Genomic DNA, 13577 nt, shown 5'->3' with positions numbered 1-13577 from the left:
CATTTTTTCAAAGACGCCCTCTTTTTTCACAGATATAGGCAATATTTCGTCCTCCAGCATGTGTTCGAACGTGACTGATTTGATAGCGCTCTAACCCGAGCTGTTTGCCATACGTTCATAACTGGATTAATCTAGTAAAGATTGGTTTCCTTTTACTGCATATTGTTTTTCTTACTACTGGTCATTCAACACATCAGCCTAACCACTTCAAAAAGGAGCATATTTTATGTTGAGTATTACGAAAATCAAAGAAAAACACAAACTTAAAAAGCCTAGTGGTTCTCATTTAGTCGGTTGTACCAATTTGATGTTCGAATATACGCAAGTGGAAGATGACAGCAATAAACGAGTCATCCCCTGCCTTTGCTTCTACCCAGCAAAGCATGCGGATGAAAAGGAAATTAAAAAGTATGTCAGTGAGCATATTTTACCCGGTTCTGAGGGCATTGAAACGAATTCGTATCTGAATGCTCCTATATATGAAGGAAAGCATCCGCTGATTCTGTTCAATCATGGGTATTGTATGTTTCTTGAAGCAAATACAGTGCAATGTGAAGAACTAGCTTCCCATGGATATATTGTGCTCAGCATAGGTCATCAAGGAGAAGGATCTTACCTATTACCAGATGGTGAAGTATCGACGATAGATGCAGAAATGCAAAAAGATTTTTTAGCACATCATTCCAAAAGTAACGAGATCTTCCCTGCTTATTCCGATTGGCTAATTAATGAAGGTAATGGCGCAAGCCTAGAGGAACATTATGCATGGTATAAAGAAATTATGGATAGCCAACCTACTATTTTGGCGCACATGAATATCTGGATAAAAGACAGCTTGTTTGCATTGGAAATGATTCTAAATAATCCTGAAAGGCATTCGAATTGGATTGGTGATTTTGTTGACAAAGATCAAATCGGATCGTTCGGTATGTCCTTTGGAGGTGCTGCAGCTATAGGCTTGACGCATCTTTGTGATGGTATAAAAGCAAGTGCAAATCTTGATGGGTTCTACTATAACTCGACTTGGTCAAAACCATTTCAGAAACCAACTTTGCAGATACAGCATGAAAGCGAAACGTTAGGCAGTCATCTTATGTTCCCATTTTTAATTTCCGATCATGATGCTTATCTAGTAACGGTTAAACAAAGTACTCATGCGAACTTTACAGATTACACCGAGGTGATGTATGAAAACGAAATGTACAACGGTGTGATAGACGGTAAAGAAGTGGAGTTTGGCGTACTTGGCGACATTCTTCCCGATAAGATGGAAACGATTATGAATACATTTCTTCTGGAATTTTTCAATAAATATTTAAAAAATAAGCCAGCCCCATTCCTTGACACAGATGATTGGATGGATGACGTAATTATTCAGCGCAAAAAGACGATATGAAGCTTGGCTTCCTATCGTCTTTAACTCTAGCACTATTGTGACATCGCTATTTCTTTTTGTTCTCTTCAGCTCTAGCAATTAGCATATCCGTAAACAGATCGATCTGCGCCATAATGGCGATTGGATCATAACTGTAGAACGTGTGGAAGTCATTATAGAATACCTTATTGTCTTTACTTGCGGGTAAGCCATTCCAAACTGACGAATCTTTCAACTGCTTAAGCGCTTCGCCTGTGTTCTCGGGATCGTAGTTCGTCAGGAACATGTAATCTGCAGCATACTCCGGCAATGTCTCCATCGACAACTGCAGCCCCTGTTCTTTGCTGATCGCAAGCTTCGGTTGCATTTTTAATTGAAGCGCATTGTACAACGCTTGACCACCACGGCCCCCATTGTCACCGAAAATCCACAAATCCCCTTTATGTCTAACCTCATATATCCCAAAGGTTGCATCTTCCGCAATGACTCCCTCCAGATTAGCCCGCCCTTCAGCTGCCTTTTTGTCAAATTCGGCGATAAATTGCTCTGCCTTCTCTTTGTCTCCTACGATGTCTCCAAAAAATCGTAACGTATCGTGTACATTTTTTACTGTACCGTAAGGAATGTGCAGTGTCGGAGCGATTTTTGACAGTGCATCATAGTCTTTATCATTCATAACGACGATGAGATCAGGTGCAAGCTCGAGCACTTTTTCTTGGTTTATAGGATTGCCGACATCTTTGGCTGTCTTCAACTGTTCTTTCAAATAAGGATTGGCGAATGTTTCTGGATCCACGCCAACTACTTTACCACCGACGGCCAGTAACTCTCCTCCATAATAGTCCGTCACTATCCGCTGCGGTTTGGCCGGAATAGTAATGATGCCCTTTTGCGTTTCAAAAGTGCGGGTTGTAGCAACTGCATCTTTAACAGCTGCTCCGCTCCTGTCATTGTTGGCCGCCCCTCCACAAGCAGTAAGCAATATCGAAAAAATAAAAACGATTGAAACTACGGTAGCTTGAACTCGATGCTTTAACATATCTGCCTCCTCAAATTTTCGCAAATAGCACAACACCAACCATTATATGATAATGATTATCATTATTGCAATACCTCTATAGGTAAAAAAAGGGTTGATCTTCATTCGCGAAGATCAACCCTTTTTTTATTGCAAGATTCAATTCTCTAATTTATCTATGTTGATCAAGAAGAATGGTGTTACCATCGGGGTCTTCAATTGTAAATCTGGCTGGGCCTTCGCTAGTTTCAGATTCGTTCCTCCAATTATAAATTTGCTTATTACCGAAGGATACAAACAAACCAACAGGCAATAATGCAAATATCAATGGAACCTGTAATAAAGTTTTTGGTGAGTGATGATAGGTACATCTTTTATCACAAGATACTGCTTCTTTATTGTGAACATCTATTATTTAATGAATAGTATTACAAAAAAACGTTTACAGTTATTTACTTTTTAAAGATTAAGAATTGTAAGAATTGGACATTCATGTTACAATGCAAATATTGGCAATAAAGTAATTTATTTATCGATATCATTTTATTTGGGTGCATTTTATTCTCTCATTTCATAAGTGGACGTGAGTCGGTCTTCTGTTGGTTCAATTCCAACCGTCTGCAAAACTATCATTGGGGGAATTTACAAATGCGTAAGAAGTTAATGTTGGTAGCAATGGTCTTTGTTTTAATGATGTCTGTAGGAGCAACTGCGTATGCTAGTCCATCTAACTCAAAAGCCAATCGCGATTATAAGGGCTTAGTGGATATCGGCAAATTTAGTCTGTATGCGGACATACAAGGGTCAGCTAACCGCAGCAAAGGCGAGCCAGCAATTGTATTCGAAAGTGGTCGTGATGTGTCTCATGCAATTTGGGCTGGAGCACAGTCTGGTTTATCTTCTAAAACACAAACAATTTCCTATGACCGTGCGAACATTGGTTTGAGCGAGAATAGTGGAACGACTTACGATGCAGTAACTCAAGCGAAACAACTTCATAAGTTGCTTAAAAAATCAAAAGTAAAAGCTCCATATATTTTAGTAACCCATTCATACGGCTCAGCAATTACGACTGTTTTTGCTGATATGTATTCGAGCGAAGTTGCAGGCGTAGTGTTTGTTGATGCTGCACATGTTGATCAAGAAGCTGTTACGACTGATACTTTCCCTGTAGAGCGTCAAGCAATCTTCAAAAGCATGTTTAAACTTGAAGGTGGTTACCCGACTATCGTGCAAACATTGCAACAAGCAAAAGACACGTATAGTGATAAGCCGTTCAAAGATGTACCACTAACAGTGTTGTCTGGCACAGAGCATGGTCTTGGACCAGTTATCGAAGCTACGTGGGCAAACCTACAACTAGATCTACTGACATTGTCTGACTACAGTAAACAAATTATTGTCCAAGGTGGAGATCATTACTTTATGTTAACTCACCCACAAGTTGTTGTTGATGCAGTTATTGATATAATGAAGTAACATAATTACGAAGCAGGCAGCGTCTATTTCTAGACGTTGTCTTTTTTGTTTCTAACGGATTCACTGTTACTTGTTTGATACCGATTTGTAACTGTTCTGTTACGAATTTTTATTACAATCGCCCTATAATTGTTTTTACAACGATCTAACATCCAGAGGGGCTGAACATCATCTTTACCATCGACATTGTTTTCATTCATCGCTTTTACCACTGTTTTCCACTCATCAAACAAGCTGTATTTTCTCCAATCCGATTTAGTGTAGGAGGATTCCTACATGCATAAATCAAACGGCAGTAACGGACGTTATATGCCTGGTCTCGATGGTTTAAGAGCCATTGCCGTACTTGCAGTTATTGCCTATCATTTAAACGTACAATGGGCGCCTGGAGGTTTGTTAGGAGTTACGATGTTTTTTGTGCTCTCTGGATATCTCATCACTGACATTTTATTTAAACAGATGAGTGAAAATAAGTCGCTCGACCTCAAATCATTTTTCATTCGCCGAACTCGAAGGCTGATGCCTGCTATGTTCCTTATGATCGCACTCGTATCAATCTGGTTACTCATTAGTGATCCGAATCGACTTCTATCTCTAAAAAGTGATATTGGTTCGGCTTTGCTCTATATAAATAATTGGTGGCTCATCTTTCATGAAGTTTCATATTTTGAAAGCTTCGGTCCTGCTTCTCCAATTGGTCATTTGTGGTCTCTTGCAATTGAAGAACAATTTTATCTCATATGGCCTTTCATCCTGTTAATTGCTTTTCGCTTTTCACCAAAACGAGGAAGTCTTGCCTTATGGACACTTGTTGCTGCAGCTATCTCGGCTGGGGCAATGGTTCTGCTGTATGAACCTGGGGCAGATCCGAGCCGTGTTTACTACGGTACAGATACGAGAGCCTTTGGCCTCCTTATTGGGTCAGCTCTTGCATTTCTCTGGCCGAGTTGGAAGCAATTGAGCACAATTTCCTTACGCAGTCGCTATCTTATAGATGGTATGGGTGTATTCGGCTTCGTCGTTATTTTGCTTATGATTAATCAAACTAGCGGGTACGACTCCTTCCTTTATCGCGGGGGCATGGTGGTGCTAGCTCTCGCTACTGCAATTGTGGTTGCTGCTCTTGCGCACCCTGCTAGCAAACTCGCTCAAATGATGGGCAACAAAGTGTTTACTTGGATTGGTGTTCGCTCGTACGGCATTTATTTGTACCATTACCCGATTATTGTTTTAACGACACCTGCTGCTGAGGGTGCGGAATTCCATCTTGCACGTGCGGTTATGCAGGTTACACTCACATTTGTTCTAGCTGAACTTTCTTTCCGGTTTATTGAGGAACCTATACGACGTGGAGCTTTGGGCAAAATGTATGTCTTGGTTAAGCAAAAAACGAAACAGCCGTTTTTTATAAGAAAAACGACCACTTTTATAGCTGTACTTATGCTTGCTTTCTCCATTGTAGCCTGCACAGGCGGATTAGGTTTACAATCTGAAAGCATCGATGCCAAAAAAGGCGAAAGTACTGTTGTTGTACCAAACAAAACCAATGGTACATCAAATCATACAGCTGACAGTAAATCGGATAAGACAGAACAAGTTGGCAAAGTAGATAAAGTAGTCAACGGAAACAACGGAAACAACGGAAACAACGGAAACAATGAAAAACCTAAAGATATAAACAAACCGTCAAATAAACTAACAGTATTACCGAAGGATACAAACAAACCAACTGTATTACCGAAGGATACAAACAAACCAACAGGCAAGAATTCAAATATTAATGGAACTTCTAATCCCGTTGTTAAGAAAACGCCAGTCACTCCTCTGGCCAAACATAGCATTACTATAATTGGGGATTCTGTTATTTTAGATGCAGCTCCGTACTTGAAAAAGCAACTACCGGGCATTTTCATAGATGGAAAGATAGGAAGACAGTTTGGAGCGGCAGCCCAAATAATAGAAGCATTGAAAAAAAGCAATAAGTTAGCAGATACAGTAGTTATTCAGCTCGGTACAAATGGGTCATTTACAACTAAGCAGATGAATAAACTTCTGAGCGCTATTGGAAAAGAGCGAAAAGTTGTATTCGTCAACTCGCGAGTGCCACGCAAATGGCAAGACTCTGTTAACAAAATGCTCGCTTCAACGGCAGATAGATCAAAGAATGTAACTATTATAGACTGGTATTCTGCAAGCAAAGGAAAAAATGATTTATTTGCTGCCGATGGCGTTCATTTGAATAAGCAAGGAGCAGAGTTTTATGCGAAGCTGATCGTAGATAAGCTAATTGGATAGCTGTAACAATTTAGAGAGAGTGCTTATGGTGTATTATTACCCATTAGCACTCTCTTTTGCTTAAGCAAATTAGCTTGAAAATGTGAAAATATCATTTAAACTTTGACAATCATTAATCCATTAATGGAACATAAACATCAATAAGGTTCTCTTCGCTTTCCGGCTTGTAGTGTTCATCCCAAATTTCAAAATCATAATTACCTTTTCATTTTCATTAAACGCCACTTTTAGATCTTTCAAAAATTGAACAGCGAACTGGCGTAACTCTGAAAGAGAGGGCCACCAATATGAACGGTTTCTTTGAAAATGTTTAAACAAAATGCAAATCCCGTAAAAGCATTCACATCAGAAAGAGAGATACCTCTCTTATCTGTATATTGCAACAATCCCCACATGCAGTACGTTACTGATGGTCTAGATCCTAAGAAGTGACTATCTTCCACTCGTTCGGTATAGACCACTGGACGTTCCAATCGTTTTTTGGTCATACCATGTTTCTCCCTGCGCTTGATCAGATTTTCGTTAATATAAAGACGAATCCGTTCATGCTGAAGCTTTAGTCGAGTACGAGAAAGAGTTTTATAGACATTTGCAGTAGTTGTATCAAACAAAGCTGCTATTTCTGTCGGTGAGAGCTGATTAAAGAAAAATGCCTCAACAATTCCTCTCTCACGTAGATTTAAGCAAGAGAAAAGTCCGAGTATCGTTTCAAGTGTTTCTTTCTGAAGGACATGTTCCTCAGGACTACCATGAGATATGGTTTCCATATTCTTTTTATTCACCATGTACGTTAGAATACTCTCCACGTTTTCAATCAACCCGATTAGAATTAACTTTGGTTTCAAAACTAGTAAATGGTCGTTCGTTCCTATAAGGCCCTCCACGCCTCAATTTCATCATGGCTTGATTACGTACAATTGTGTGCAACCATGGTAGAAAGCGTGCAATATCAACGAATGTGCCGAGATGCATAAACACTTTTAACAGTGCATCTTGCACAATGTCATCTGCCATAAAGGGATCTTTTGTTAACCCCGAAGCCCACGCATGTGCTTTTGAGCGATGTCGGCGAACAAGTTCACTAAAAGTATCATGGTCCCCTTGTTGAGCACGCTCAATTAATACGGCTTCCTTTTCTTCCTGTTCTTCATTGTTGGAATGTCCTATTACAATTTCATTCAATCTTCTTAATTGTATACTAATGATTTTCTTCAACAGATCAAAGTAATTATGGTCAATCTGTATTTTGTAGAATACTGGCTTCATGAACAATCTCTCTAAATATATCCTTGATTGCTGCAATAATTGCGTCAGGGCGCTCTAACTGAATTACGTGGCTGGAGTCTACAAGGGTTTGATGCGTGCTGTTAGAGGACCAAGTGGAGAAATCGGCTTGCATGCTTGCCCAAGTTGCTTCCACACGTTCGAACTGTTCTTGAGTAAAGCCACTTGCGGTTTGGTCAGCTTCGCTGTACGCGCTCCAAGGTTTTCCTCTAGAGAGCACTGCAAGAGGTAAATTGCCTAGGGAGCGAAAACTTCCAGCCTCGAATAATGAGTCTTCGAAGCGGGCAGCCTCAGCGAAGGCGGCTGCAAGTGATGTCGATTGATAGGCGGTGATCGCTTTGGCCGTCTGGGATGGCAACTCTGGTATATTAGCATCGGGGAGTATGAGCCTTGGCAGACCAGACCATGCAACTTTGGCGAGAGCGCGAAATACGATTGGAATTGGCTCGCTCTCTGATTCGCCGATAGCCTGAGCTAGTCGTGCTGTCTGCTCAGGATGGGAAGCATCGACTAGAACCATCCCTGCTACCTCATTTTCATAGTACTTCGTGTACGTCATGACGTATGGACCACCCATTGACGCACCGACTAAAATATAAGGCGGTTGTTCATTTGCGGCACGTAGTACCTTGTGTAGATCTGAGGTGATTGTGAGGTTGTTTCCACGATTCTTAGCAGGATCACTCCACATAATGCCAGCCCGATCATAAGAGCAAACACGTGTAAATCGAGCAACTTCTTCTTGCACGAGCTGCCATAGCGCGGAACCACTAGTGTCAGCACCTGCCTCGAGCACGACAATCGGAGAGCCTTGCCCCTCACAATTCAGATGAATATTACGACCACCGACATCGATAAGTTTGCCTGGGGCAGGAAATTTCTTAGCAACCCAGATGCGAGCTGACTGCTCATAAATACTACCAATCGAAACTAAAGAGATTGCAAGAGTTAATAAAGTAACAGCAATACGTTTTATCCATTTTCTAAAAGATAGATTCATAAATATCCTCCTTTCATACATTTAACGTCACTATACAAAATGAATTTGAACTGAATATGAATAGATAAAAAAAACACAATCGGTGGTGACTTTTCTTCCGATTGTGTTTCTATATGATGATCAATATTTTTAAACGAATGTCATAGTACTTTCTTCAGTGGCAGCCGCACAGTGAATACTGTCCAACCACCTTGCCCTCCATCAACTTTGATTTCTCCTCCATGCCCATCGACGATTTGTTTGACAATGGTCAGACCTAATCCGCTCCCACTAACAGAGCGATCACGAGCAGTATCTATTTTGTGGAAAGGCATGAAGATCTCCTTCCTCTGATTCTCAGGTATTCCAATACCATTGTCCATAATGCTAACGACCGCTGTTTGTCCAGCTGCATAACTACGAATGTGAATATGTCCGCTGTCAGGTGTAAATTTGATACTGTTGCCAATCAAATTCGTCCATACTTGAGTGAGTTGATCTTCGTATGCATGAACGGTTATCGGATCCAATTCTAACTCGACAAATATCTCTTTGCTTGTCCAATGTGGCTCAAGTGCAATGACAACCTTCCGGATTTGTTCATCAAGCAGGATATCCGTCGATGGGTCGGGATAACGAGAGTGCTGCAAGGAAGAAAGCAGCAGTAGATTTCTGCTGATACGGGATAATCTATCGCTTTCCTCCTCGATAATCGTCAAGTAATACATCCGATTTTCCTTGCTCATTCTTTTTTGCTTTAAAGCTTTGGCGAATCCAGAGATAGACGTAAGTGGTGACTGGATCTCATGAGATACGTTTGCCACAAATTCTCGCCTCATCCTGTCCAGTTTCTCTAGTTCTTGCGACATCTCATTGAAGCTCGCATTAAGTTGCCCGATCTCATCCTTGCGGGTTGTATTGAGTTGAACGTCAAAGTGACCTTGGGACATTCGACCAGCCGCATCTCTTAGACGAATTAGTGGCTTTACAATTGATCGCGCAGCGACCAAAATAAGGACACTTCCTATTAAGAAAACAGTCAACAGTTCCGTATTGATTTCTTTTTTCGATTGAAGCCACATTTCGTTGCTCTTCAACATAACGAATAAAGCATAACTTTTTTTGTTAACTTTAAAGGGAAGGCCAATCATAGGATATCGGCCGTCTTTTTCGCTGACTCTGGACATACCGCCGTTCAACACATATCGAATTCGTGCCTTCTCAGGAACGACGGGTTCAGATCTAACTTCCAGCAATGGCTTGCTGGAAGTGTCGTATAGTTGAACAGCATAGATTGATATACTGGAAACGTTGTTCATGAACGGAATCAATTCCGAACCGACGGACGATCGGTAGGTATTAATGATTTGATTACCATTCGTCAACAAGCTGTTTTCAAGTTTTTGAGCAAACGGTTTACGCAACAGGAGTGTAGAAGCAATAGAAGCGATGATGAGGCTACAAACGATGACACCAATGAATATGAAGACAACACGGAAATATAATGATTTAATTGTGACACACCTCCAATCGGTAGCCAAGACCGCGAAGCGTTACAATGCGAAAATCAGACTCGTATTCGGCGAAGCGATCCCGAAGCCGCTTTATATGAACGTCAACGGTGCGGTCGTCTCCATCATAATCCTTTCCCCAAATGTCCCCAATCAAATGATCCCGAGTGAACAATTGTCCCGGATAACTCCCTAGTTTGTAGAGCAGTTCGAATTCTTTCATCGGCAAGGTGATCGCAAATCCAGCCTTGTACACTACCTGGTATTTTTTTCGATCCAATTGTAAATCTCCAATACTGACCAATTGGGAACAAGCGATCCGATAACGTTTCAATAGCGCTTTAACGCGGAGTGTGAGTTCTGTCGGGTCGAAAGGCTTCACGAGATAATCATCGGTGCCCAGCCTAAATCCTTTGATGCGGTCAGCAGGTTCATCTTTTGCTGTAATGATGAGGATCGGTATGTCGCCAAGTTTGCGGATTTTAGTACATAAATTCCATCCGTCAATGCCAGGCATCATAATATCCAATATGACTAGATCCATTGGTTCATTTTCGATGTATTCCAGCGCATCAGAGCCATTTCCCTTCTGGACAACTTCGATTCCTTCATCTTCAAGGTAGAGTCGTACCAGTTCACGAATGTGTAAATCATCGTCTACAACTAGCGCCTTGGGCATGTATTTCCCCCCTTTTACGTCTATGCGGCTACATAATACGATATTTGTATGAACTCAATATGAACAAAAGCTCCAAGTACGATGGGAATCTCGGCTATCATCGTGCACAATTAGATCCTCCATTTTTCAATAATATCTTTATTCTAGTATTGTAGATCTAAATCCAGTGATAAATAAACACTTTCTTATCGAAAAGCGCATTAAAAAAAGATGCCATCCCCTGAGTCTTGGCAGACCACAAGGAACGGCATCTAGATTGTTTAAAATTTCTCTAAAAGTGTTATTTTTCCTACATTAATGCGCTTAGTTAGACCAACCTCCACAAGGCAGGAGCGTTCGATGGCTCCCAACCTGGCAATGAGGTATGAGCCTGGCGAGCTTTATACGTATTCCCATTGTAAGTAACTTGATCATTCACATTATATGCTACATTCGGTGCCCATGGCTGAACGGTAGGGGTCGTTCCTGTCGTCACCGATAAAGCACTGCTAGCTGCTGACACATTGCCAGCCGCATCCCTAGCTTTTACCGTAAAAGTATAAGTTGTTCCTGCAGTTAAGCCGCTAATTGTAGCAGAAGTGCCAGTTACAGATGCGGCAAGGACTGTACCTCTGTAAACTTCGTATCCTGTAACGGCCACGTTATCCGTGGATGCATTCCACGCTAACGAAACGCTTGATGCCGTTACACCTGATGATGCAAGCCCTGTAGGAACGCTCGGAGCTACAATATCTACTGGAGTTGAACTAGTTGTTGTTACCGGCAGAACGCTACTTGCTGCGGATTTATTACCAGCCGCATCTTTCGCTTTTATCGTGAAATTGTAAGTTGTCCCTGCGGTTAAGCCGTTAATCGACGCTGTAGTGCCAGTAACAGTTGCGGCAAGGACTGTGCCTCTATAAACCTCGTATCCTGTAACGGCTACGTTATCCGTAGATGCATTCCATGCTAGGGAAACACTCGTATTCGTTACCCCTGATGATGCAAGTCCTGTTGGAACAGTAGGCGCTTGTGTGTCTGTAGTTGGCACAGTACCTACTCCAACAGCTGCGTATGAGGCTTGAACCGAGCTTACTTGCGTGGAGTTAGCACCAAACAAATCAGTCGCCGCTTGAATTGAAGCTGCACGAATTGCCGTGAAATTTGAAGATGGAGTCAGATATAAAGTAAGCGTTCTGTACAAAATTTTCGCAGCGTCAGCGCGACCAATGCCTGTTACTGTAACTCCATAATGCGTGCCGCCTTGCGCCAGAAGGTAGAAAGCTTTGTTGTTAATGCCGCTGTTGATATGGACCCCGCCATTGTCGGCAGTGCCTGTGTATCGGTTACTATAATGATCCGGTTGATTGTAAAGCGTTGGATTCTCTAGCGAGCGTAGTGCATCGCCCGGTATATTTGGCGTGTAAATATCGTCGCCAAGCAGCCAGTTCGTACCTTGAATCGTATTGCCGAAAATATCGGATACCGATTCATTAAGCGCACCTGATTCGCCTTGATAAATTAGATTCGCCGAATACTCTGTAACCGCATGAGTCAGCTCGTGACCGATAACGTCTAGATCGGCTGAGAAGGCGCGGAACAACGTGCCATTTCCGTCCCCGTAAGCGATTTGCACACCGTTCCAGAACGCATTATTATAATTTAAGCCAAAATGTACAGTAGATTTTATAGCAAATCCGTTGCCATCCAAGCTGTTGCGTCCAAACGTATTTTTGAAATAATCATAAACAATTCCCGCATAAGCATGGGCATCTACTGCCGCTGGATCGTTCCATACATTGTCAGCATCTGCTACCACACTACCTGGAAGGATTGCTCCATTGTTAGCCGTATATGTGGTAATGCCATTTCCGCGCGTTGTATCTTGAAGCAAAAACTGTGAGCCGCTAGCTGTTGTGCTGAATGTTTTTGTATCTCCTAGTGAACCTGTTCCCGTTCCTGTTGCATGGTGAAGTAAACTTAATTTACCCACGATCGCACCGTTATCAGCATCAATAAAGTAACGTATACGTTCTGGAGATGGTTCAAGTACGTTAACCTCGGTAATATAAACAAGCAGATTTTGCCCTGAAGTAGGATAAATGTTTAGTTCAGCAGTTTGTTCGCGTTGCTGGCTACCAAGCTTGCCAATTTGCTTCTCTGTATCTTGATTAGCAATTGAGATGGCTTTTTCTGCACTGATTTTAGGAGTAAGGGAAATAGCAGATTGTTGTCCGCTGTCTGGAACTGTGTTTCCGATATATGAGCTGACATTACCTTCTTTATCAAAATGTAGCGTTTGTTCAGTCCCAAACACAGGTATTCCTTGAATGTACTGTTTCAATTTAACGTGTCTGGTACCTGTTTCAGCATCAGTAACATCTTTAGTTATTCTGATGTTCTGATCTACAACGCCTGTTACACCAAGCACTTCTTTCTTGGCCTCCAAATAACTCCATACCTTATCCTCATTCGTTAGACTTGGAGGTGCAACCCATTTTTCCACAATAATTTGAGGTGCATTCGTTTGTACAACAATATTTTCTGAATGGATGAGTTCATTCGGTGCAGCCCAAGCTGGTACAGCAATCGATGTTAACATTGCGCTTAATACGACGATCTTAAATAATTTTTTCATTTTTAATCATCTCCTACCCAATTTTTTTCTCTCTACGAAAATAATTTACAGAATATTCTGAATTTTGTTGTCAATCACACTCCCTTCAGAGATCTATTCATTGTTTTCTATGTGAGTAAATCAGGATGCCCTCAGAGTAAAAAGCCTTGCTCAACTAGAGTTGAAATTGATTAGGGGAGAATTAATTTTAACCACTTATCCCATGTGTTTAGTTGGTTTAACTTTTCAACTAGAGTATACAACAATATTTTGGAATTACTAGTAGCTTTATCAACTTTTTTTAAAAAAACTTTTTACTCCGTTTTTTAGACAAATTACGGATTAGTTCGTTGACGAAATA

11 protein-coding genes are annotated in these 13577 nt (G+C 41.3%); 3 read left to right on the top strand and 8 right to left on the bottom strand.

Features of this window, described 5'->3' with window-relative positions:
- The first annotated feature begins 226 nt into the window (after positions 1-226).
- Positions 227-1396, top strand: a complete 1170-nt coding sequence (locus I6N90_RS00600; RefSeq protein ID WP_197933592.1) for an alpha/beta hydrolase — start codon at positions 227-229, stop codon at positions 1394-1396.
- A 46-nt stretch (positions 1397-1442) separates the two neighbouring features.
- Here I6N90_RS00600 and I6N90_RS00595 read toward each other — a convergent pair whose 3' ends face one another.
- Positions 1443-2414, bottom strand: a complete 972-nt coding sequence (locus tag I6N90_RS00595) for an ABC transporter substrate-binding protein (protein ID WP_197933591.1) — start codon at positions 2412-2414, stop codon at positions 1443-1445.
- 627 nt (positions 2415-3041) lie between these two features.
- On the opposite strand from I6N90_RS00595, the gene I6N90_RS00590 reads away from it, so the two are divergent.
- The gene (locus I6N90_RS00590; RefSeq protein ID WP_197933590.1) at positions 3042-3872 is read left to right on the top strand and encodes an alpha/beta fold hydrolase; all 831 of its coding nucleotides are present in this window, start codon (positions 3042-3044) and stop codon (positions 3870-3872) included.
- Between the two features lie 29 nt (positions 3873-3901).
- On the opposite strand, the gene I6N90_RS00585 is transcribed toward I6N90_RS00590, so the two are convergent.
- A complete protein-coding gene (locus tag I6N90_RS00585) occupies positions 3902-4105 on the bottom strand; it encodes a hypothetical protein (RefSeq protein ID WP_197933589.1) in 204 nt (67 codons plus the stop codon).
- Positions 4106-4148: 43 nt separating this feature from the next.
- Between I6N90_RS00585 and I6N90_RS00580 the strand changes: the two genes are divergently transcribed.
- Positions 4149-6167, top strand: coding sequence for an acyltransferase family protein (locus I6N90_RS00580; protein WP_197933588.1), 2019 nt, complete (start codon positions 4149-4151; stop codon positions 6165-6167).
- Positions 6168-6403: 236 nt separating this feature from the next.
- Here the strand turns inward: I6N90_RS00580 and I6N90_RS00575 are convergent, their stop codons facing one another.
- The 6 genes from I6N90_RS00575 to I6N90_RS00550 form a co-directional block, all read right to left on the bottom strand.
- On the bottom strand, positions 6404-6934 hold the full coding sequence (locus I6N90_RS00575; protein ID WP_197933587.1) for a sigma-70 family RNA polymerase sigma factor: 531 nt from the start codon (positions 6932-6934) through the stop codon (positions 6404-6406).
- Between the two features lie 43 nt (positions 6935-6977).
- Positions 6978-7433: an RNA polymerase sigma factor gene (locus tag I6N90_RS00570; protein WP_197933586.1), complete on the bottom strand. Its 456-nt coding sequence runs from the start codon at positions 7431-7433 to the stop codon at positions 6978-6980.
- Positions 7402-8451: an alpha/beta fold hydrolase gene (locus I6N90_RS00565; protein ID WP_197933585.1), complete on the bottom strand. Its 1050-nt coding sequence runs from the start codon at positions 8449-8451 to the stop codon at positions 7402-7404. The genes I6N90_RS00570 and I6N90_RS00565 overlap by 32 nt, the downstream gene beginning before the upstream one ends.
- 140 nt (positions 8452-8591) lie before the next feature.
- A complete protein-coding gene (locus I6N90_RS00560) occupies positions 8592-9854 on the bottom strand; it encodes a sensor histidine kinase (RefSeq protein ID WP_232242452.1) in 1263 nt (420 codons plus the stop codon).
- Between the two features lie 85 nt (positions 9855-9939).
- Positions 9940-10620 (bottom strand): response regulator transcription factor, encoded by a 681-nt coding sequence (locus tag I6N90_RS00555; RefSeq protein WP_197933584.1) that lies wholly within the window; start codon positions 10618-10620, stop codon positions 9940-9942.
- A 307-nt stretch (positions 10621-10927) separates the two neighbouring features.
- Positions 10928-13237: a M4 family metallopeptidase gene (locus tag I6N90_RS00550; protein WP_197933583.1), complete on the bottom strand. Its 2310-nt coding sequence runs from the start codon at positions 13235-13237 to the stop codon at positions 10928-10930.
- Positions 13238-13577: the final 340 nt, after the last annotated feature.

Source organism: Paenibacillus sp. GSMTC-2017, assembly GCF_016019935.1.
Classification (GTDB): domain Bacteria; phylum Bacillota; class Bacilli; order Paenibacillales; family Paenibacillaceae; genus Pristimantibacillus.
Note: the sequence above shows the minus strand (reverse complement) of the source record. Positions and strands in the feature narration are given on the sequence as shown.

Bases quoted from the DNA above. Each gene is read 5' to 3' on its own strand.
- I6N90_RS00600 (WP_197933592.1), top strand. From the start codon at position 227: ATGTTGAGTATTACGAAAATCAAAGAAAAACACAAACTTAAAAAGCCT.
- I6N90_RS00595 (WP_197933591.1), bottom strand. From the start codon at position 2,414: ATGTTAAAGCATCGAGTTCAAGCTACCGTAGTTTCAATCGTTTTTATT.
- I6N90_RS00590 (WP_197933590.1), top strand. From the start codon at position 3,042: ATGCGTAAGAAGTTAATGTTGGTAGCAATGGTCTTTGTTTTAATGATG.
- I6N90_RS00580 (WP_197933588.1), top strand. From the start codon at position 4,149: ATGCATAAATCAAACGGCAGTAACGGACGTTATATGCCTGGTCTCGAT.
- I6N90_RS00575 (WP_197933587.1), bottom strand. From the start codon at position 6,934: ATGGAAACCATATCTCATGGTAGTCCTGAGGAACATGTCCTTCAGAAA.
- I6N90_RS00570 (WP_197933586.1), bottom strand. From the start codon at position 7,433: ATGAAGCCAGTATTCTACAAAATACAGATTGACCATAATTACTTTGAT.
- I6N90_RS00565 (WP_197933585.1), bottom strand. From the start codon at position 8,451: ATGAATCTATCTTTTAGAAAATGGATAAAACGTATTGCTGTTACTTTA.
- I6N90_RS00555 (WP_197933584.1), bottom strand. From the start codon at position 10,620: ATGCCCAAGGCGCTAGTTGTAGACGATGATTTACACATTCGTGAACTG.
- I6N90_RS00550 (WP_197933583.1), bottom strand. From the start codon at position 13,237: ATGAAAAAATTATTTAAGATCGTCGTATTAAGCGCAATGTTAACATCG.